We start from the raw sequence: 20,527 nt of genomic DNA, 5'->3' as shown, positions 1-20,527 counted from the left end.
GTCCCAGTCGGGTGAGTATTTTTCTGAAGTATTTCCCCTATCCGATGGACGGATAAAGAAAATATCGCGAAGATGGCTGCGGGGCGAGACGCTGGAAGCGCCCGCCCTGCAGGGGGTTGGAACTGGCTTTTTCCGGTCAGGCGGCAGTTGCGTTCAGGGCAATTCCTTCGGCTGTTTCAGAAGCCTGCGCAGCGTGTTCTGGCGCGGCCTGACCCGGAAGCCGGTAGCGCAGCATGATGAGGCCCGCGGCCACCGCGGCGAGCGAGGGCACGACGGAGAGCGCCACGATGATCCCGAGCCGCACGCTGGGAGGCTGCGCATCCGCGCCGTTGCCGGTGGAGGACACGAACCCGACCCAGGCCATGGTCATGCTGAACACGAAGGTTCCGAAGGCGGCCGTGCCCTTCTCCACCATGACGAAGACGCCTGCGAGCATCCCGGCGCGGCTGTCTCCCTGTACCTGGCGCGAATAGTCCATCGTGTCGGTCAGCACGGTGTAGAGACCGAGGAAGATGCCGCCGGTGGCGATGCCGGAAACCAGCGCGCAGAGATGGACGAAGGGTTCGGGCCGGGCGGCGGGAACGAAGAGCCAGCTGAAATAGGCGAGCGCGCAGAGCGCACTGGCGCCCAGCAGCGCGTTGCGGCGGCCGTGGCGCGCGGCAAGCCTTACCCAGAGGTACTGCGAGCCCATCATCGCCAGCGTCTGCACGAGGAAGATCGAGCCCAGCGTGCTGTCGGCCACGCCCAGCACGTGGCGCGTGTAGAAGGGGATCGCCGCCATGTGGACGGTAAGGCCCGAGAACAGCACGAGCTTGAAGCCGATCAGGCAGAGGAACGGCCGGTTGCGGCGCAGGGCACCCACCGCCTCGCGCAGGGAGCCATCGCCGGATGGCGCGCTTTCCGCCGCTTCGCCTTCGCGCAGCAGTGCGAAGGAAGCCGCCCCGCCAAGGGCGATGAGCACGCCCAGCACGATCGCCACCATGCCGTGCCCGGCACGGTCGCTGCCGATGCGCGAAAGCAGGAACGGCGCGGCGGCGGTCGCGGCCATGTTGCCGAGTGAGGATCCGTAGACGCTGAAGGTCATCAGCTTCGAGCGTTCCTGAAAGTTCGACGTGATCGCCCGCCCCAGCGCCAGATAGGGAATGCGGAACAAGGTATAGGCGGTGGAGAAGAACAGCAGTGTCATCCCCACCCAGACCCATAGGCCGGTGCCCGAAAGCGCCGCAGGCACGTTGAACAGCATGACCATGGAAAGCCCGGCCATCAGCCCGCCGCCCAGCAGATAGGGGCGGTACTTGCCGAAACGGGTGTGCGTGCGGTCGCCGATGTGGCCCATCAGCGGGTCGCAGGCGGCATCGTATATCTTGGCAAGGACGGTCAGCATTCCGGCCAGCCCGATGGCAAGGCCGAGCGAATCCGTCATGAACCGCAAGTGCAGCAGGCCCACGGCGCTGACCAGCGCCGAGGACGTGAAGGAGCCGATCGCCCAGCCGAGATATGCAGTCTTCTTCACGCGTGTTCCTTGCAGCGAGGGGGGGCTATGGGCTCAGCGGGCTTGGTCGGACCAGACCTTCGTCATGTCGGAACTGCCGGACAGGGGGCAGCCTTCGCCGGGAAGCTGCACCGCGACCATGAACGAGCCTTCCGGCCCGGCTTTCGAGATGTGGCCCTTGCCGGTGCAGTCCTCCGCATAGGCGAGGTCGCCGTGGCGCAGTTCGTATTCGGTGCCGTCATGAAGGCCGATCATCATCGACCCGAAGATCGGGATCAGCAGGGTCGGCTGGCTGGCGACGTGGAAGCCGAAACCGGCGCCGGGTTGCGATCCGCCCAGGGTGACGCGCGCGGCGGTGCGGCGCAGCAGCGTGGCGATGGCCTGGCCGCGCGGCTCGACCACTTCGAGTTGTTCGCCCCGGGTCAGCCCGTCAGGGCCGGAATAGAGGTGAAAGACCCGCTTCAGCCAGGGAACCGTGCCGCCGCTGCCGGGAAATTCCATCGGCAGGTTCGGGCCCTGGACCGGCTCTACCCGGATGCCGGGAGCGCTGCCCGCCACCGCCGGGCCGGAAATTCCCAGCATCGCGAGAAGCGCCGCGCCGCCAAGGAATTCCCGCTTGCCGGGATCGAAGGTCATGCTGCCCGCGCCGCTTGCGCGGGGCGCGGGGCGAAGGCGCGCGGTTCGTCGTCGGGGCGGTGCCAGATCAGCGGTAGCAGTTCGCCGGGTTCGGGGTGAACGCCGTCGGGCTGGCTCATCAGGTCCATGCCGTGGACCGGCATCAGCCCTTCGCGCGGGCACCAGTAGCAGTCGTCGCCGATCATCCGCATGGCAAGGCCGGTGCGGGCGAGCGTGTCGGAATCGTTGCCCTTGGAATAGTGCGGGATATCGACATGGAACAGCACGGCGTCACCCGGCTGGAGATCCCAGGTGACGAAGCGGAACGGGAAATCCGGATTGTCGCGCTCGGCTTCGAAGTCGGGGAAGCGGAAGGTGCCGTCTCCGGCGGGGCCGAAGCGCGAGCCGGTGTCGATGCAGAAGCGGTGATAGCCCGCGACGAATTCGATCCGGCCGTTTTCCTCGTTCACCGGCGACAGCGCGACCCACAGGTTGGGGATCATGGTGCCGGTGAAGGGCCAGAGGTGATCGGCATGCCACTGCATGATCGCGGGCGATTGCGGCGGCTTGCGGAACAGGTGATCGTGGAACATCTGCACGTTGTCCGCCTCGATCACGCGGCCCACGATCTCGCCGGCGGGCGAGTTGAAGGCGAAGTCGCGGAATATGCCCGGCTTGTGCCAGAGGTGCGAAACCGAGACCATGGCGCCGTGCGAGGGGCCGGTAAGGCCGTGTGCGGCGGGATCGGCGGATACTTCGAGCGCGGCCTGCTGGAGACGCTCGATCCATTCCGCGTCGAACATCTGGCGCAGGCAGACCACGCCGTCGCGGCGATAGGTCTCGATGTGCTCGGGCGTGACGGGGTTGAGGGGATGCTTGTTCATCGCCGGACTCGCTGTGAGGAAAAAAGGGGCCACGGTGAGCGACTGGAACCCAGCGCAGCCAGTGGCGGCATGTTGCTTGGGCTTGGCGAGGCGGAACAGAGAACTAATTTTGACCTGTGATAGAGCGCCTCTATCACCCGGGCAGCGGCGGCCAACATGCCGCGATCTTCGGGGTGGGCAGCGCCTTGGGATGGTCGGGAACCTGCATCGTGCGCAGCAGCGACTTCAGCCGCCGCACCGCCAGCGTCTCGTAGCAGCCGTCGATCCACAACAGGCCGAGCGGCGGCCCCTCGATGTTGGAGCCGGGCACCTGGCGGACGGTGCCGCCCTGCAGTTCGGTGGCGAACTGGCTTTCCGGCACCATGCCCAGCAGGCCGCCGTCCATGACCATCCGGCGGATCAGGTGCATCGAGGCGGAGCGGATCGCCACCATGTTCTCGGTCATCCCGAAGCGTGCGAGCAGTTCCAGCACCATGTTGGTATTGCTGCGATCGCCACTGCTGGCGGTCACCTGCCGCGCGCCGACATTGGGGGCGTCTGCCTGCGCCCAGGCATGTTCGGTGATCGGGCCGCCGCTTTCGATCTGTTCGAAGATCGCGTGATCGGGGCGGGCGAAGATCGAGTAATACTGGCGCAGCAGCGGCTCGAAGGCGATTTCGTCGGCGTCCTCGTCCTCGGGCGGGGCGGCGGAGAAGGCCAGGTCCAGTTCGCCGCGTTGCAGGCGGGCGATGAGGTCGGCGCTATAGGCTTCCACCACGCGCAGGGTAACGGCGGGCTCGCGTTCGCGAAAAGCGGCGATGGTGTGGGCGAACTGGCTGTTGAGCAGCACCGGGTGGACGCCGATCACGATCACCTGCTGGCGGTTCTTGCGCTCCACTTCGGCGAGCAGGCGGGCATGTTCGCTGACGATCAGGCGCGCGCGCACGATCAGCGTCTCGCAGGCTTCCGTCGGGCGGATGCCGGAGGGGCCGCGCACGAACAGCGAGAGGCCGAGGCTTTCCTCCAATTGCCGGATGCTCCAGGTGAGCGCGGGCTGCGACATGCCGAAACGGCGCGCTGCCTTGCGGAAACTGCCTGCCTCGTAGACGGCGATCATGCGTTCGAGCTTGACGATGTTCATCGGCGGGGGGCCTCCTGGTTGCCGTTGCCCGGGGAGGTTCGATCAAGCTTCTCTCGCAGGGTAATAGATTTCTTGGATTATTCGCCTCTCGGTCACCTGCCAGTTTTTCGGGGTCAGAATTGAAGCCGGCACGCATCGTGGCCCGGCCTTGGGGAGGGCCGTCATGTCGCTTGAAATCCTGGGAGTCCTGCTCCACCGCAATGCCTCGGAAGTGTCGCCGCCGGGCGGGCCGAGCTTCGATGTGGAGACGATCGGCACGCTGGCCCGCGCTTTCGACGAGAACGGCTTCGACCGCGTGCTGATCCTCCAGAACTCCTACGCGCCGGACCCTTTCGCCATCGCCAGTTACGCGGCCGCGATCACCCGGCGGCTATCCTTCATGGTGGCGCATCGGCCCGGCTTCATCGCGCCGACCATGGCCGCGCGCATGTTCGCCACGCTTGACCGGCTGAGCGGCGGGCGTGCCGGGGTCCATGTCATCACCGGCGCCAACGACCTGGAACTGGCCTGCGACGGGGATTACCACACCAAGGACGAACGCTACCGGCGCAGCGGCGAATATGTTGAGATCATGCGCCGGGTCTGGGCCGCGCGCGAGCCGGTGAGCCATGCGGGCGACTGGTACCGGTTCGACCGGGCGCTGGCGGAAATCCGGCCGGAGGGCGGCGCCATCCCGGTCTACTGGGGCGGAGCTTCTCCGCTGGCGCTGGAAGTGGGCGCGCAAGTGGCGGATGTCTACGCGATCGGCGGTCTCAAGCCGCTGGCGCAGATGGAAGAGGCGGCGGCGCAGGTCAAGGCGGCCTGGGCGGCAACCGGCCGTCCCCTGCGCCTCCAGACATCGGCGCGGGTCATCCTTGGCGAGACCGAGGAACAGGCATGGCAGGCCGCGCGCGCGGTGATCGAGCAGCTTCGCGACACTGCCGCGATGCAGCAGGCGAAAATCTCCGAAGCCGATGCCGGAAAGGGCGAGGCGACCGGCACCGCCATGCGGCTCGACCCCAGGCTGGCCACGACGCGCGGCGGATCCGGGCGTGAGGAACTGGAGGCGCTCGCCGGTGGCAGCGAACTGATCGACAAGCGCCTCTGGACCGGGATCACCCGCGCCTCGATCGATTTCTCGACGCCGATGCTGCCGCCCGCGCTGGTGGGCACGGCCGAGCAGGTGGCGGATGCCTTGATGGACTATTATGCCATGGGCATCGGCGGCTTCCTGCTGCGCGGATTCGACCTGCTGGGCGATATCGCCGTCCACGGGCGCGAACTGATCCCGCGCCTGCGCGAACTGGCCGCCCGCCATGACGAGAAGTCCGGCGCCGACCTCGCCGCCGCCGGTTCCCGCGTCAGTGCCTGAAGGAGAACAAGGCGCATGAAACTGCTCGTTCCGTTCGCCGCCGTGCTGGCCCTTGCGGCGCCCGCGCTGGCCGATCCGGCGCCCGTCACCCCGCTTTCTCCCACCGGCAAGGCCATGCGCATGATGCACATGTACGGCGGGGAGGACGGCGAATCCCATCTCGAGATCATCGACCTGCCGCTGACCGGCGGGGGCGACGGGCGTTCGGTGCAGTCGCGCCTGCGCGCCACCGATGTCGAGATCGGCGATACGCTGCCCGGCGGTTTCATCGATTTTCACGGCGTTTCCACCCCGCGTTTCCTGATCGTCCTGTCAGGCCAGCTCGAAGTGGGGCTGGGTGACGGTTCGAAGCACATCCTTTCCAAGGGCGACATCGTTCTGGCGGACGACGTGACCGGGCGCGGCCATACCTCGCGCATGATCGGCACCGAGCCCGTGCGCATCCTCACCGTCCGTCTGCCGAAGGACAGCGCGCTCGTGCCCAAGGCCGAGAGCTGCCCCGATGGCATGCCCGCCGACCAGTGCGTGGCGGCGCGGCTGGGAAAGCAGGGCGAAGCGCGCAAGTGAACCGCCACCCACGGTGATGGCGGGGTGTGCGGAGCGGGCGGGTCCGCCAGTCGGATAGACGCGATGGCGCCGTTCGTTCCGGCACCGGCAGAAGCGACCTTTCGCGGCAGCAGCGCTCGCTGCGTTCGCGAAAGGTTTTTTGCATGGTTCGCCGCAAGATAGTCTCCTCCGCCGCGCTGCTGGCGGCCGTATCCGCCATCGCGGCGGCGCTGCCGGCGACGGCGCAGATGCAGTCGCCCAAGCTCGATCCCTCCACTTGCGTGATGCCCCCGTTCTATTCCGGCCCCGCGCCCTACAAGTCGGTGGAGCAGCTTCCCGACCGGCGCGTGACCTTCCGCCTCTGCGCGCCGAATGCATCGGAAGTGCTGCTGACCAGCACCGATATCGCCACGGTCATTCCCATGGGCTTCCCCGCCGGTACGCCGCAGGGCCTTGCCATGGCGAAGGACGCGACCGGTCTCTGGACCGTCACCACCCCCCGCCCGGTGCCGGCGGACACTTACCGCTTCGCCTTCCGCGTGGACGGGGTGAAGACCGTGGATCCGCTGGGCAAGACTTTCTCCGAGGAGCTCAAGGGCATCAATTCGACATTCGAGGTGCGCGGCCCCGAAGGCGATTTCCAGACGTGGAACCCGCAAGTCGCGCATGGCGCGGTATCGACGATCGAATACTGGTCGAAATCGCTCGGCATCGCCCGCCGCGCCCATGTCTATACGCCGCCCGGCTACATGAAGGGCGGCCGCAAGTATCCGGTGCTCTATCTCGTGCACGGCGCGGGAGACAGTGACGACAGCTGGACCAGCGTGGGCCGGGCCAATGCCATCCTGGACAACCTGATCGCCGCCGGAAAAGTCGTGCCGATGATCGTCGTCATGCCGGACGGCCACACCCCGCTGCGCGAAGGGGTGATGACGCTCGACAACCCCGATTTCGGCGCCGACCTGATCGGCGACCTGATCCCCTATGTCGATGCCGCTTACCGCAGCGACGCCCGGCCAGAGGCACGGGCCATGGCGGGGCTGTCTATGGGCGGATCGCATACCCTGCGAAACGGGCTGACGCACCCGGACCAGTTCCGCTGGATCGGCATATTCTCGATGGGGCTGAGCAAGGGCAACGCCTTCAACGGCGTGGAGACGTATGCCGCGAAATACGATGCCGAACTGAAGCGCAGCGCGAAGGAACTGAAGCTCGTCTACTTCGCGATGGGCAGGGAGGATTTCCTTCACGAGACGGTCGCGCCCACGCGCGCGCTGTTCGATCGCTACCACATCGCGCACGTCTATCACGAAACCGGCGGCGGCCACGAATGGGTGAACTGGCGGCGCTATCTCGCCGATTTCGCGCCGCGCCTGTTCCGCTGAAGGCAGGCCCGGGCGCGCCTTTTGCGCGCCCGGGCCTGCCTTCTGGCTTCAGTCCTTCCAGCGGCGCGCTTTCATCGTCACGGTCACCGGCGCGCCCAGATGCTCGGCATCGGTGCCCACCGCGAAAGCGTAACGGCCCGCCGGGATCGTCCAGCTTCCATCCTTCCAGTCCGCCAGCAGGCGCGGGTCGATCGTCATCGCCACTTCGCCCGAGGCGCCCGGCGCCAGTTCCACGCGGCCGAAGCCGACGAGACGGCGTTTCGTCTCTCCTGCCCGGTCGGTCAGGTAGAGCTGTACCACGTCCGCACCTGCCCGCGCGCCGGTGTTGGTCACGGTGACGCGCGCGGCGGAACCCTTGATCACCGGCTTGCCTTGCGCGAACGCGGTGTAGCTGAGCCCGTGGCCGAAGGGGAACAGCGGCCGGACCGCTGTGCGGGCGAACCAGCGATAGCCGAGGTCCGAACCTTCGATGTCGTAGTCTGCGGGCAGCTTGTCCTTGCCTCCCTTCGGATTGCCGCCGAAGTCCGGCTCCACCCAGTCGCTCCCGTCCAGGCGGGGGCGGGGAAGCTGGCTCTCGTCGGCCGGGAAAGTGATCGGCAGGCGGCCCGAGGGGTTGGTTTCGCCGAACAGCACCGAAGCGATTGCCTCGCCGCCGCGCGCGCCGGGATACCACGCCTCGATCACGCCCCTGACCTTGCCCAGCCAGGGCATCTTCACCGGGCCTCCGGTTTCGAGCACGACGATGGTATTCGGATTGGCGGCGGCAACTGCCTCGATCAGCGCATCCTGTCCGCGCGGCAGCGACAGGTCCGGCACGTCCAGCCCTTCGGTCATCCACTGGGTGGCGAAGACGATGGCCACTTCCGAACGCGCGGCCAGTTCGGCCGCGTCCTTGATGTACTGACCCTGGCGGTAGAGCACGGCGGCGCCCGGCGCCTGCGCCTTGATCGCCGCCATCGGGCTGGAACGGTGGTAGGATTCCGAGATGAACCCGGCCCATACGCCCGACCCTGCCACCGGCAGCTTCACCGCAGGCCCGCCTTCGCCCATGACCTGGCTCGACCCGGCGCCCGAAAGCACGCCGCCGTCGGCATAGCCGCCGATGACCGCGATGGACTTCGCGGTCCTGGCCAGCGGCAGCACATGGCCTTCGTTCTTCAGCAGGACGATGCCCTGCTTGGCGACCTCCTCGGCAATAGCGGCATGGGCGGGCCAGTCTATCGTGCCGCCGGGTTCTGCGGGATGGCTGTCCAGCCCGGCGGCATAGACGGCGGTCAGGATACGGGTGTTCATGTCATCGAGCCGGGCGGCCCATGCCGGATCGAGCGCGGCCTTTTCGGCCAGCTTCGCGCCGAAGAACACGCCCGGATCGAGCTGGTCGCCCGATTGCTGGTCAAGCCCGTTCATCGCCGCGTCGATCGAGGGCACGGCTCCCCAGTCCGACATGACGAAGCCCTTGTAGCCCCATTCCTGCTTGAGCACCTTGTTGAGCAGCCAGTCGCTGGAGCAGGCCTGCGCCCCGTGAACGCGGTTGTAGGCGCACATGACCGAGCCCGGCTGGCCCTGCTCGATGCCGATCTGGAAGGCCAGCAGGTCGCTTTCATGGGCGGCGGCGGGCGCGATCTTCACGTCCACGTACTTGCGGCCGGTTTCCTGCCCGTTGAGCGCGAAGTGCTTGATGGTGGAGATGATATGGTTGGATTGTACCCCCCGGATCGCCGCGCCCGCCAGCACGCCGGACAGCAGCGGGTCTTCCGAGAAGTATTCGAAAGTCCGCCCGTTGCGCGGATCGCGGGCCAGGTTCACGCCGCCTGCAAGAAGGACGTTGAAGCCCTTGGCCCGCGCTTCCGAGCCGATCATCGCGCCGCCGCGCTCGACCAGTGCGGGGTTCCAGCTTGCCGCCTGCGCCACGGCCGAGGGCAGGGCGGTGGACCAGTCCTTGCGCGCGCCCATCACCCAGCTCACGCCGAGGCTGGCATCGGTTTCCCGCAAGTGCGGAATGCCGAGCCGGGCAACGCCGGGAATGTAGCCCGCGCCGATGATCGCTTCGGCCGGGATCTCCACTTTCGGGCCGCCGCCGGGCAGGGGCATGATGCCGTGAGTGATGACCACCTTTTCCTGCGCGGACATGCGGGAAACCGTTTCGCCCGCGCGCTTCTGTGCGGCCGCAAGGTCGATGGCGCGGCTGTCGCGTTCGGCTGCGGGCGCGGGCGCGGCGATAACCAGTGAAACGGCTGTGCAGGCGAGCAGGCGGGAAATCATTGCGGAAGGTCTCCAGGAGAGGGAGGATCGCCCCGAAATTCGGGTCTCGGGGCTTCGCGGCCACCATGGATCGCTGCCGAAGGGTGTCCACGCAGCGGACCGCCACGTCCGTCTGGTGGATAAACCGCGCAATTGCCGCGATGCGGCAAAGGTCAATGGCATGAATATCCCATGGACGGAGCGGGCGCTCCGTCGCATGTTGCAGTGCAACAAAACAAGATTCGGGAAGCGCATGGCCACCATGATCGAGCAGACAATCCTCCCGCAGCCACCGGCGGGGCATGACGACAGGGTCGGCACCTCCGTCCTCCTGCGCTACGGTACCGGCCAGCTCGGGGCGCAGATCTTCCGCGATACCCCCGCGGTGCTGCTGCCGCTGTTCCTCACCACCATGCTCGGCGTAGAGGCCTGGCTGGCGGGGCTGGTCGTGCTCATCCCCAAGCTCTGGCTGATCGTTTGCGATCCGCTGGTCGGCGCCTGGTCCGATCGGCTGCGCGGAAAGCATGGGCGCGCGCCCTTCCTCGTCGCGGGAGCGGTTCTCACCAGCCTCGGCTTCGTGGCGCTGTTCACGCTGACCGAGAGTTCCAGCCCGCTGCTCTCGGCGGCGATCACCTGCTTCCTGTTCTTTCTCGCCTCCACCGCTTTCTCGATGTTCTCGGTGCCCTATCTCGCGATTGCGGCGGCGCTGTCGCACGATCCGCATGAGCGCACCCGGATCATGGTCTGGCGCATGGTCTTCTCGACGCTGGGCGTGCTGGTGGGCGTGGGCGTGGCGCAGCCGCTGATCTATGCGCTGGGCGGCGGCGCGCATGGCTGGACCGTGATGGCACTGGTGCTGGGCGCAGTGTGCCTCGGCACGATGCTGGTGACCGCGCTGGGCCTTGCCCGCGTGCCGATGATCCGCGACGATGCCGCGCCGGGCAGCCTCTTGAGCCAGCTTGGCGCGATCAAGGGCAACCGCCCCTATCTGGTGCTGCTGGCAACCTGCCTGATCCAGAACATTGGGCAGGCTTCGGGCTATACCGTGATCGGCTTCATCTATCTCTATGCGATCCAGGCGATCTGGATCGTGCCGCTGTTCATCCTCGTCATGGCGATCGCGGGTATTCTCGCGCAGCCGCTCTGGCTCGCGCTTTCGCGCCGCTGGGGCAAGGAGCGCACTTACGTCATCGCCTCCGCCGCATGGGCGATGGTGACGGTAACCTGGTTCTTCGTCCACCCGGCCACCGATGTGCTGGTGAACATTCCCGGCGTGGGCGCGCTGGGCACGCAGCACGTTCTGGTGCTGGTGCGCGGCGCGGTGATCGGCGTAGTGAACTCGGCGTTCGTCATGCTCTCGCTCTCGATGCTCACCGATACGATCGATTACGAACGCCGCCGCAAGGGCATTGCCAACGAAGGCGTCTTCGCCGGACTGTTCTCGGCCATGGAAAAGCTCTCCTTTGCGCTCGGCCCGGTCGTCGCGGGCCTTGTGATGAGTGCGTTCGGCTTCGTATCCTCTACCGGCGGAGCGGTGACGCAGACGCCCCATGCGATCACCGGCATCGTCCTGCTCTACAGCCTGATCCCGGCTGGGACCCAGCTCGTCAGCCTCCTTGTGTTCTCGCGCTACCGGCTGCCCGCCGATGCGTGAGCGCGGCCGCGCTGCCCGGCTGAGGGCACGGTCGGCGGCAAGATCCGCAGCAGGCCTCATATCGGTGCTGCTGTGCTGGTCCGGTCCGGTCCGCGCCGCACCGCAGGATGACATCGCCGCGCTCGCGCCGCCCGCACCCGATTACGCTGTCGCCGGGAACTGGGCCGCCGGCCCTGCCGGTCCCGGCCCGGCGGCGGCCTTGCCCGAGGGCGCCGCGCCGGTCGCGCAGGCTCCGGGGGTGGATGTGTTCTATGTCCATCCCACCACCTTCCGCAGCCAGACCGCGTGGAACCAGGACCCTGCCGACGTCGCCGCCAGCACCTGGACGGACGAGAGCGCGGTGGCCCGGCAAGCCAGCGCGTTCGGGGCCTGCTGCCGGATCTGGGCGCCGCGATACCGGGCGGCCAGCTACAAGGCGCTGATGGACCCCGCGCACCGGGATGCCGCCTTTGCGCTTGCCTATTCCGACGTGGAGCGCGCGTTCGACTGGTTCCTCGCCCATGTCGGCGATGGTCGGCCCTTCATCATCGCCGGACACAGCCAGGGCGCCAAGCACATCGCCGACCTGCTGGAACGGCGGATCGACGGCACGCCGCTGCAGCAGCGCATGGTGGCGGCCTACATCGTGGGCATCAATCTTTCCGAAGGCGAGTTCGGCCTGCGGTACAGGCATGTCCCCGTTTGCGACAGGCCCGCGCAGACCGGATGCGCGCTGCAATGGAACGCGGTTGAGGCTGGCGCCAACCTTGCGCCCATCGTCGCCGCTTACGAAAAGGCCTTCGTCGACAGATATGGCGACGTTCCCGGCAAGCGCCCGCTCTGCATCAACCCGGTGACTTTCGACCGGTCCCGCCCCGCCGCGCTTTCGGCGCAGGCACGCGGCGCGGTTCCGGGCGAGCCCGGTTTCGGCGCGATGAAGCCGCTGCGACCCGGCGCGGTGGCCGTGCGGTGCGAGCAGGGGCTTGCCGTGACCTATCCGGCGCCGGGGCTCGATGTGAGGCCGATGGCGGGCGGAAGCCTTCACTATTACGATTTCGCGCTGTTCTATGCGGACATCCGCGCCAATGCGGCCCTGCGCGCCTCGGCCTGGCTCAAGGCGCATCGCTGAACGGCCTGTCCGCAAGGCGGATAGTCGGCGCTGCGTATCGGGCAGAGTTCGCGTTTACGTCCTAGGTTGGAGGATGACTGGAAAGAACGGGCCCCGGCGGACCCGATGGGCGGCCTTCCAAGCAGAGAAGGCGTCCGGGCATCCCGGCCGGAGCGATAATGACGCATTCCAAAGGGTAGGCAGTTAGACATGACCAGACAGATCATCCTTCCGGCACTGGCCGCGGCCGCCTTCGCTGCCATGGCGGCGATTCCGGCAAGCGTTTCGGCCGCGCCGCCGGCGACTGACGCCGCGGCAGGCAAGCGCATCTTCATGCGCTGCATGGCCTGCCACACGGTGAATGCCGGGGGTGCGAACAAGGTGGGACCGAATCTGTCGGGCGTGGTCGGCAAGAAGTCCGGCACGGTGAAGGGCTTCCGCTATTCGGCAGCCATGACCAAGTCCGGCGTGACCTGGAACGATGCCACGCTCGACAAGTGGCTGACCCGTCCGGCCAGCGTGGTTCCCGGCACCTCGATGGTCTTCGCCGGGCTTCCCAAGCCGGAAGACCGCAAGGCCGTGATCGCCTACCTCAAGAAGCCGGCGCCCTGAACGTGACGCGGATCGTGGAGACGGGCCTTGCGGTATCGCGCCGGTCGCTGCTGGCCGGTTCCGTCGCGGCGGCGGGACTGGCCGTGGCCGGACGCGCGCTGGCGGCCTCCCCGCCAAAGCCGATGCCGCAGCCTGCGGTCATCGAGCTGAAGACGCCGGAAGGCCGCGCGGTTTCCATCACCGAATGGCGGCCGCAGGGCAGCCCGCGCGGGGTGATCCTGTTCTCGCACGGGGCGGGATCGGCCCCTGCATACTACGATCCGATCATAGGGCCCTGGGTCGCAGCAGGGTGGCGGGTGCTCGCACCGCTTCACGTGGATTCGCGCGAGCACCCGCAAACCGCGCAGTACCAGGGACTTGCAAGCTGGAAGGCGCGTATCGAGGATATGCGCGCGCTCGTTTCCCATATCGGCGATGCGCCGTTCGTGGCGGCGGGACATTCCTATGGCGGCCTCGTCGCGACGATGCTGGGCGGTGCGCAGCCGGTCTTGCCGGAAGGGCTGCAAGCGCCGCTGGTGCCGCGCCTTGCAAGGGCGGTGATCGCCTTCTCGCCTCCGCCGCCGATCCCTGTCCTCGTGACCGAGGCGGGCTACGGCGCGCTGTCGGTGCCCGCGCTGGTCCAGACGGGTACGCTTGACCTGATGCCGGGGATGGCCGCCGATGGCTGGAAGGGCCACCTCGCGCCGTTCACTGCCGCTGCTGTGGGGGGTGATCGCTATGGCCTCGTGCTCGAAGGGGCCAACCACTACTTCGGCGGCGCCATCTGCGATTTCTCGCAGCCGGGACCGCCGCAACTGGCGGCCCTGAAGCTGGCGGTCGAGCGTGCTGCGCTGTTCCTCGAAGGCTTCGGCGGGGGAAGCGTAAGGGCGCGCCGCCGTCTAGACAGGCTAGTGACGGAAGCCCTGCCGGCGCGCCTCATGAAGCGCTGAGGCTCTTCGCCATTCTCCTTGAAAAACGCCCCGGAATTCGTTTCCGGGGCGTTTTTCGTGGGTTTCGGCGGTTTCAGAGCCCGAGCGCGCCGGGATTCATCAGTCCCTTCGGATCGAGTTCCCGCTTTACCGCGCCCAGTAGGGAAAGCGCCTGGGGAGACAGCCGCTGGCGGTAGGGATAGGCCCGGCCGAGCTGGAAGTGCCCGGCGCCGTATTCCTGCATCAGCGCGACGATCGCCTGCTTGAGATCGTCCGCATAGGCGCGCGATTCCGCGTTGGCGGCGAATTGCGGCTGCTGGGACAGGTATTCCTCGCCCAATACCGTGCGGTGATAGGCGGTGCGGTCGTCCGGCCAGTAAAGCGCCACTTCGTAAAGGAAGCCGGTGGCGCCGACCGGGGAGAACATCGTGCCGGTCCAGACGCCGAGACGGTCCATTTCCGCCTTGCGACCGGCGATCAGTTCCTTGAACGCGGCGTCGAACGGCACGGCCTGGTCGTGGGCGAGCACGCCGTGGATCGGCACCCAGCGCTCGCCGCCGGGGCCGAGCACGTTGAACAGCGGCGCGAAGGGCACCGAGTGGACGAAAGTCGGGATCGAGTTGGCGATCTCGCGGCCGTGCCGGGCCAGCATCCGGCGCAGGATCCTGGCCTTGTGCGCCGCCTCGTCGGCGTCGAACCCCTCGATGATGAAGTGGCACATGTAGGCGCCCGCGCGCATCGGGTTCTCACCCGCCAGCGCCATGCGGACGAGCTGGGCAAGGCCCTTCATCTTGTCCGGCGCCTTGCGCATCACCTCGGCGGCGATCTTCAGGCGCGCGCCCATGCCTTCCTGGCGGCCGATCTGCCCTTGCGACAGGGCAAGGTCGAGGCCGAAGTGGGAATCGTCCAGCCGCGCCATGGCCGCCTCGCGCGAGGCGGCGTGATAGTCCGCGAAGCTTTCGAACGCGAAGCTCAGGCATTCGAAATGCGGCAGGACCGGCAGCAGCGGCAGGCGAATGCGTGCCTTGATGCCGAAAATCCCGCAGTCGCCCGTGAACAGGCCGGTGAGGTCCGGCCCATAGAAGCGCATGGCCGAACTGGCGCTGGTCGAGAGCATTTCCCCGCTCGCCAGCACCACGTCCATCGACAGGACCGACTGTGCCGAGATACCGTGCGCGGTGCTGCCGTGGCTCAGCGTGTTCTGGCTCATGCTGCCGCCCACGGTGGCGGCGATGCCGGAAAACGGCCCCCAGAACGGCGTGCGTAGGCCCTTGGCGTCAAGCGCGGCCTTGAGCGCCATCCACGTGACCCCCGCGCCGACCGTGACGACGGCGTTGCGTTCGTCGATCTCGATCGTGTCGAGCGCGCCGGTGTCGATCAGGACGTGACCGCCCTCGGGCAGAAGATAGGCGTCGGTATAGGATGCACCGCCGCCGCGCGGGACCATGGCGACCCCGGCCGCCGCACAGATGCGCACGGCTTCCTGAAGCGCTTTCACATCGGCCGGGCGGACAACCGCCTTGGGCGCGGCCCCGCCGCGATAGACGTCGTTCGAGAAGTAGGCGAGCGCCTCGCCCTCATGGATCACGGCATCGGCTCCCAGTGCCTTCACCAGGGCAGAAACCACTTGTTCCTCGACAATCGCGCTGCTCATCAGAATACCCGAATTTTCCATATCGGCCGCTAGGCTTGACCATTCCCGCCAGCCCCCGCGACCGCCCGGCGCCAGCCTATCCACCCTGCGGCTATCCGGCCAGCGATCAAACAGTTCGATCCCTGCTCGAATCCCCTTTCCGGGGCCCATGATCGGGCGGACAAAGGCGGCAGAGGGCATCCATGACCACGCAAAACGGCAGTTCAACGCCTGAATGCACCGTGATCGAGCTTGCGGTCGAACCCGCCACGCCCGAGGCGCTGGCGCCGTTCGGTGCGGTGATCGGCCGCGATGCGCCGGTTAAGCCGGTTTCGGTCGATTTCTACAAGGGCGCGGTGAAGATGAGCTACCCCGCCCGCTTCCTCTGCGAACATCCGGTGGAAGTCACGCTGGCCCAGATGGATCGCCGCCCCGGCGAGGTGCGCTACATGGAGCGCCATTTCCAGCATACCCAGGCATTCCTGCCGCTTGGCGGCAAGCCTTTCGTGGCGGTCATGGCGCCGCCGAGCGAGGGCGAGCTTCCCGACCTTTCGCAAGTCCGCGCCTTCCGTTTCGACGGGACGGCGGGCTTCGCCATGCACCTTGGCACATGGCACGAGTTTCCCTTCGCGGTGGAGGACGGGACCGACCTCGTCGTGATCCTCTCCAGCCAGACCGGCTATGATCTGAAAGCCAAGGATGCCGTGACCGAAGAGGCGCACGGCCCCGATCTCGACAAGAAGGACATCGTTGCCCGCACCGGCAACCTGTTCCGTTTCGAACTGATGGAGTGACGTGATGGCAGAGCGCATGAACCTTGACCGCAAGGCGCGGTCGAAGGGCAGCCAGCCGGTGGTTTTCGAAAGTGGGACGGTGGACGCCCTCGCGGGGCTCGTGCTGGCGCTGATGGGCGAGGTCGTCGTGCTGAAGGACCGGCTCGACGCGAACGAGCGCCTGCTCAAGGCCGCGGGCTTGCACGGCCCCGCTGATATCGACACATTCGCCCCGGACGCCGAGGCGCGCGCCTATCGCGGCGCCTACCGGCAAGGGATTTACGAGCGCGTGCTGGGCACCGCCCGCGACAAGCTGATGCCCGAGGCACTGGCCGACCAGCACGATTATGAAGGCGTCCTTGACGCCGTGACCCGCGATTAATCCGGAACGGGAGCCCCAATACATGGAACAGTACCGCCAGGAACATTTCGGTCATGCGGTGATGCCGCAGTCCAACCATGACGAGCAGGCGATGGAGGACCACTTCCTCGCCATGCGCGCCTGGACCAGCCAGAACATGGACCCGCTCGACCGTCGCCTGCTGGACGAGGTTATCGTCCCGGAGATCGAGAAGAAGACCGGCAGCAAGCCGACCTCCAGCACCCAGGTTCGCGGGGCGCTGGAAGCCCATCCGCTGCACCAGTACTGGCTGACGCTCTCGCTGTTCTACCAGGACCGCATCTGGCTTTCGCTCGACGGTGCGATCGACCGCCAGTTTGACGAGCTTTCGGCCAAGGTCGAGGCGCAAGTGGCGGAGCCCAAGGGCAGCCTCCGCCTGAATCCGGACCTTGCCATTCCGCGCTACATCTCGTCCTTCGATCATCACCGCATGCCGGGCAGCTACACGGTCGACACCGCCGCGGGCGATTTCCGCGCCGGCGCGCTCTACGACCGTTTCGCTTCCACGTACCTACGCAATCTCAACGGCGGCTGGAAGAACGACGGACGCGGGCACACGCTCGCCAGCCATGTCCAGGACTTCTACCCGGACTTCAAGCCCCGGCGGATCCTCGATCTCGGCTGCTCGGTCGGCCATTCGACCGTGGCGATCGCGCAGGCTTTCCCCGATGCGGAAGTCTTCGCGCTCGACGTGGGCGCGCCGATGCTGCGCTACGGCCATGCCCGCGCCGAGGCGATGGGCGCGGCGATCCACTTCAGCCAGCAGGACGCCGAGCATACCGACTTCGAGGACGAGAGCTTCGATCTGGTCTGCTCTTCCGCCGTGCTCCACGAGACTTCGGCCAAGGGCATGCGCGGCATCTTCAAGGAGAGCCACCGCCTGCTGCGCAAAGGCGGGATCATGTGCCACGTGGATGTGCCGCCGCGCCATGAGCATCTCTCGCTCTGGGACCAGATGCGCTGCGATTTCGAAAGCCACTACAATAACGAACCGTTCATGACCTCGCTGGCGCGTACCGACTGGATGAAGGTCGCGGTGGATGCCGGTTTCGACCCTGAAGAAGTCATGGTCGGCTACCGCAAGGGCACGTTCTTCCTCAAGCCCGACCGGGCGGACTTCTTCACCGAAGGCCACCCCGAGGGGCGGGCGATGATCGGCAGCTGGTACGCCTGCTCGGCTACCAAGTGACCTTTCCGGGCAGGTGGGACGGCACCCCCGTTCCACCTGTCGGATACCGAAGAGCGACGGCTTTGCGCCGATACAGCCGGGCATAGACTTCGGCCTTCAGCACTATCGAGGAGGGCTTCGAGCCTCATGCCGGTCGAGATAAACGGTCTGCTCAACCACAACATTTCGAGCGAAACGCATCCCGTTCCCTTCGAGACGTTCGATCCCGAAGGCATCGCGCGGATGGCGCGCCTCCATGACGCATGGGGCTATGACAAGGTGCTGGTCGCCAATGCCGCGATCATGCCGGACAACTTCACCATCGCCGGATATGTCGCCGCGAACACGACGCGGCTCGGCGTCATGCTGGCGCACCGGCCGGGCTTCATCCCGCCGACCATGGCCGCGCGGATGCTGGCCACGCTTGACCGGTTGATGCCGGGCCGCGTCGGCGTCCACATCATCACCGCCGCCAGCGACGAGGAAACGCAGGCCGACGGCGATTACCGGACCAAGGTGGAGCGCTACGACCGCGCAAAGGAATATATCTCGGTGCTGCGCCGGATATGGACCAGCCAAAAGCCCGTCGATCATGAGGACAAGTGGTTCCGTTTCAACGGCGGTTTTGCCGCGATCAAGCCCACGCAGGGCACGGTTCCGGTCTATTTCGGCGGGATGAGCCCGGCAGCGCTCGAAGTGGCGGGCGAGTATTGCGATACTTTCGCCACCCTCTCCGATACGGTGGCAGGGATGACCGAAGTGGTCGCCAAGGTGCGCGAGGCCGCCGCGCCGCATGGTCGCTCCCCGCGCTTCCTGATGTCGATCCGCATCGTCATCGCCGATAGCGAGGAAGCGGCATGGGCCCGCGCCGACGAGATCCGCGAGGCGGTGGCCGCCAACATGGGCAAGCTGGCGCCGAACACCGCCGCCGTGAAGGCCGACGGGTTCAAGCGCACCGCCGAACTCGCCGCCCGCGGCGACAGGCTGGAGAAGTGCTTCTGGAACGGCATCAACCAGCTTCGCGGCGGGCAGAGCAATTCGGGCACCCTTGTCGGTACCCCGGCCCAGCTCGCCGACGCGCTGATGGACTATTACGATGCCGGGGTTTCGGCGTTCATCCTGCGCGGTTTCGATCCGGTGGAAGACGTGATCGCCATCGGACGCGACCTTATTCCGCTGCTGCGCGCGAAAGTGGCCGAGCGCGATGCCGAACTGGCGGAGGCGGAACCCATGCCGGCCTGACCGGGCGCCGTTTGCCCCAGGGATCGAAGGCCGCGCCCTTTCACGGGGGCGCGGCCTTTTCCTGTCACCTGGCAGTGCGGCGGAGGAAGGGCATCATGCGTTCGAGAGCCCGATCCGGGCAGTCGAACGGCATCATGTGGCCGCAGCGGTCGATGACTTCGAGCGATTTGTCGGTGCTGCCGAGCAGCGCGAGCGCCTGTTTTCCGTCCCGCTCCAGCGTGGTTTCGTGGTCGTCGGCGGACCAGAGCAGCAGCGTGGGTGCGGTGATCCGGCGCAAGTCGTCCGGCGTTCGCGCGAAGGACGTGGACGCCGCCACCGCCTTGCCGATGGCGGGATCGCGCAAGGGGCGGCTGTTGAGGTCGGTCCACTGGGCCACCAGCGCGGGAGTGATGCGCGCGGGATCGACGACATTGGCGAGCAGGATCTGCCGCCAGTATTCCGGCGCGTGCCAGCCGGGGTGGGTCCGGTCCTCGGCCAGCGCGGCCTTGAGCGCGGGGGGCAGGCCGTCGAGGTCGAACTTCACCGGCCCCGCCGCGATGTTGTTCAGCACCAGCGCCCGCACCCGCTTTGGCCGGGCGGCAGCGTAGGCGGCGGCGGGCAGCCCGCCGCTGGATGTCGCGACCATGACGAAGCGGTCTGCCTTCAGCTGGTCCATCAATCCGTCGATCACGCGGATGCGGTGCTCGATGGTATAGTCTCCGGCAGGGCTGGGCCCCGAGAGTCCGGCGGGAGACTGGTCGTAGCGGATCACCCGGTAATGGCGCGAGAGCCTGGCGGCCCAATCGTCCCACTGGCGCAGGCTGGCGTAGGAGCCGTGGACCAGCAGGATCGCCGGGCCCTTGCCCTCCACGACGTAATGGACGCTTTCCCCGTCGATCTCGGCGAATTGCGAGCCGGGCAGCGCATAGCGGCTGCGCAGGGCGGCATCGCCGAGCGGGGCCGGCTCGGTCTGCGCGGCGGCGGGAGACAGCGCCAGGGCGGCCAGCGAGAGCCCGCAGATACGCGCAAGCCGGATCGGCCTCATGTCCGTTCCTCCCGCGTGGCCTGCAGTTCCATGACGACGTATCGGCCGTTGTAGTTGCAAGAAGTGCCCCGCGCGCTTGCAAGGTCCGGCGCGAAGGTGAGCTGTGAAAGGCCGAAGAAGGTATGGCTTTCGGTGGCGAAATGCTCGGGGTCAGCCTCGTAGCCATAGCGCAGGTGCCACTCGCCCGAGGGCAGGGGCGTGAGCTTCTCGGCGAAGCTCACCGAGCGGGAGGTCTTGAAGCCGGTGGTCTCGATGGCGACGGAGAAGGCATCTCCGCCGGGAACGAGCGTCATCCTGCCGTCCCATTCGTAAAGCGTATCGCCATCGGGGCCGAGCGTGGCGCCGTGGAGGGCCCATGTGCCGGCCAGATCGGGCCCGGTTCGATCTGGCAC

At 67.2% G+C, this 20,527-nt stretch carries 19 protein-coding genes; 11 read left to right on the top strand and 8 right to left on the bottom strand.

Translation table 11 applies throughout. The features are described from left to right. Positions 1–136 precede the first annotated feature (136 nt). The 4 genes from U9J33_RS18850 to U9J33_RS18835 form a co-directional block, all read right to left on the bottom strand. Positions 137–1,513, bottom strand: coding sequence for an MFS transporter (locus tag U9J33_RS18850; protein WP_324699682.1), 1,377 nt, complete (start codon positions 1,511–1,513; stop codon positions 137–139). 33 nt (positions 1,514–1,546) lie between these two features. Next, positions 1,547–2,128, bottom strand: coding sequence for a hypothetical protein (locus U9J33_RS18845; RefSeq protein ID WP_324699681.1), 582 nt, complete (start codon positions 2,126–2,128; stop codon positions 1,547–1,549). Next, complete coding sequence (locus U9J33_RS18840) at positions 2,125–2,991, bottom strand: phytanoyl-CoA dioxygenase family protein (protein ID WP_054439039.1); 867 nt, start codon at positions 2,989–2,991, stop codon at positions 2,125–2,127. Before U9J33_RS18840 ends, U9J33_RS18845 begins: the two co-directional genes overlap by 4 nt. Positions 2,992–3,124: 133 nt before the next feature. After that, the gene (locus tag U9J33_RS18835) at positions 3,125–4,111 is read right to left on the bottom strand and encodes a LysR family transcriptional regulator (RefSeq protein WP_324699680.1); all 987 of its coding nucleotides are present in this window, start codon (positions 4,109–4,111) and stop codon (positions 3,125–3,127) included. Between the two features lie 163 nt (positions 4,112–4,274). On the opposite strand from U9J33_RS18835, the gene U9J33_RS18830 reads away from it, so the two are divergent. The 3 genes from U9J33_RS18830 (at position 4,275) to U9J33_RS18820 (ending at position 7,393) form a co-directional block, all read left to right on the top strand. Continuing rightward, positions 4,275–5,462 carry an LLM class flavin-dependent oxidoreductase gene (locus tag U9J33_RS18830; protein WP_324699679.1) on the top strand — a complete coding sequence of 396 codons (1,188 nt, stop codon included), beginning with the start codon at positions 4,275–4,277 and terminating at the stop codon, positions 5,460–5,462. A gap of 15 nt (positions 5,463–5,477) precedes the next feature. Continuing rightward, positions 5,478–6,029: a cupin domain-containing protein gene (locus U9J33_RS18825; protein WP_054439036.1), complete on the top strand. Its 552-nt coding sequence runs from the start codon at positions 5,478–5,480 to the stop codon at positions 6,027–6,029. Positions 6,030–6,172: 143 nt separating this feature from the next. Continuing rightward, the gene (locus tag U9J33_RS18820) at positions 6,173–7,393 is read left to right on the top strand and encodes an alpha/beta hydrolase-fold protein (protein WP_324699678.1); all 1,221 of its coding nucleotides are present in this window, start codon (positions 6,173–6,175) and stop codon (positions 7,391–7,393) included. Between the two features lie 48 nt (positions 7,394–7,441). On the opposite strand, the gene U9J33_RS18815 is transcribed toward U9J33_RS18820, so the two are convergent. Next, entirely contained in the window at positions 7,442–9,655 is a 2,214-nt protein-coding gene (locus U9J33_RS18815; RefSeq protein ID WP_324699677.1) for a beta-glucosidase family protein, read from the bottom strand. Between the two features lie 232 nt (positions 9,656–9,887). Between U9J33_RS18815 and U9J33_RS18810 the strand changes: the two genes are divergently transcribed. The 4 genes from U9J33_RS18810 (at position 9,888) to U9J33_RS18795 (ending at position 13,916) form a co-directional block, all read left to right on the top strand. Further along, positions 9,888–11,288: an MFS transporter gene (locus tag U9J33_RS18810; RefSeq protein ID WP_292636064.1), complete on the top strand. Its 1,401-nt coding sequence runs from the start codon at positions 9,888–9,890 to the stop codon at positions 11,286–11,288. Beyond that, positions 11,281–12,396, top strand: a complete 1,116-nt coding sequence (locus U9J33_RS18805) for a DUF3089 domain-containing protein (RefSeq protein ID WP_132469563.1) — start codon at positions 11,281–11,283, stop codon at positions 12,394–12,396. Before U9J33_RS18810 ends, U9J33_RS18805 begins: the two co-directional genes overlap by 8 nt. Before the next feature lie 189 nt (positions 12,397–12,585). Continuing rightward, positions 12,586–12,987, top strand: a complete 402-nt coding sequence (locus U9J33_RS18800) for a c-type cytochrome (RefSeq protein ID WP_054439023.1) — start codon at positions 12,586–12,588, stop codon at positions 12,985–12,987. A 2-nt stretch (positions 12,988–12,989) separates the two neighbouring features. Continuing rightward, complete coding sequence (locus tag U9J33_RS18795; protein ID WP_324699676.1) at positions 12,990–13,916, top strand: alpha/beta hydrolase family protein; 927 nt, start codon at positions 12,990–12,992, stop codon at positions 13,914–13,916. Between the two features lie 73 nt (positions 13,917–13,989). Here the strand turns inward: U9J33_RS18795 and U9J33_RS18790 are convergent, their stop codons facing one another. Then, the gene (locus U9J33_RS18790) at positions 13,990–15,549 is read right to left on the bottom strand and encodes an FAD-binding oxidoreductase (protein ID WP_324699675.1); all 1,560 of its coding nucleotides are present in this window, start codon (positions 15,547–15,549) and stop codon (positions 13,990–13,992) included. A 182-nt stretch (positions 15,550–15,731) separates the two neighbouring features. On the opposite strand from U9J33_RS18790, the gene U9J33_RS18785 reads away from it, so the two are divergent. From U9J33_RS18785 to U9J33_RS18770, 4 genes are all read left to right on the top strand, one after another. Beyond that, entirely contained in the window at positions 15,732–16,322 is a 591-nt protein-coding gene (locus U9J33_RS18785; protein ID WP_324699674.1) for an ureidoglycolate lyase, read from the top strand. A gap of 4 nt (positions 16,323–16,326) precedes the next feature. Further along, entirely contained in the window at positions 16,327–16,683 is a 357-nt protein-coding gene (locus U9J33_RS18780) for a hypothetical protein (protein WP_054439114.1), read from the top strand. A 22-nt stretch (positions 16,684–16,705) separates the two neighbouring features. Then, on the top strand, positions 16,706–17,890 hold the full coding sequence (locus tag U9J33_RS18775; RefSeq protein ID WP_292636070.1) for a class I SAM-dependent methyltransferase: 1,185 nt from the start codon (positions 16,706–16,708) through the stop codon (positions 17,888–17,890). Positions 17,891–18,016: 126 nt separating this feature from the next. Beyond that, positions 18,017–19,111, top strand: coding sequence for an LLM class flavin-dependent oxidoreductase (locus U9J33_RS18770; protein WP_324699673.1), 1,095 nt, complete (start codon positions 18,017–18,019; stop codon positions 19,109–19,111). A gap of 64 nt (positions 19,112–19,175) precedes the next feature. Here U9J33_RS18770 and U9J33_RS18765 read toward each other — a convergent pair whose 3' ends face one another. Both U9J33_RS18765 and U9J33_RS18760 read right to left on the bottom strand, forming a co-directional pair. Next, complete coding sequence (locus U9J33_RS18765) at positions 19,176–20,135, bottom strand: alpha/beta hydrolase (RefSeq protein WP_324699672.1); 960 nt, start codon at positions 20,133–20,135, stop codon at positions 19,176–19,178. Then, positions 20,132–20,527: a hypothetical protein gene (locus tag U9J33_RS18760; protein ID WP_132469558.1), complete on the bottom strand. Its 396-nt coding sequence runs from the start codon at positions 20,525–20,527 to the stop codon at positions 20,132–20,134. The genes U9J33_RS18765 and U9J33_RS18760 overlap by 4 nt, the downstream gene beginning before the upstream one ends.

It is taken from the genome of Novosphingobium sp. RL4, assembly GCF_035658495.1.
Taxonomy (GTDB): domain Bacteria; phylum Pseudomonadota; class Alphaproteobacteria; order Sphingomonadales; family Sphingomonadaceae; genus Novosphingobium.
The sequence above is the reverse complement of the archived record's forward strand: the minus strand, read 5'-3'. Positions and strand labels throughout refer to the sequence as shown.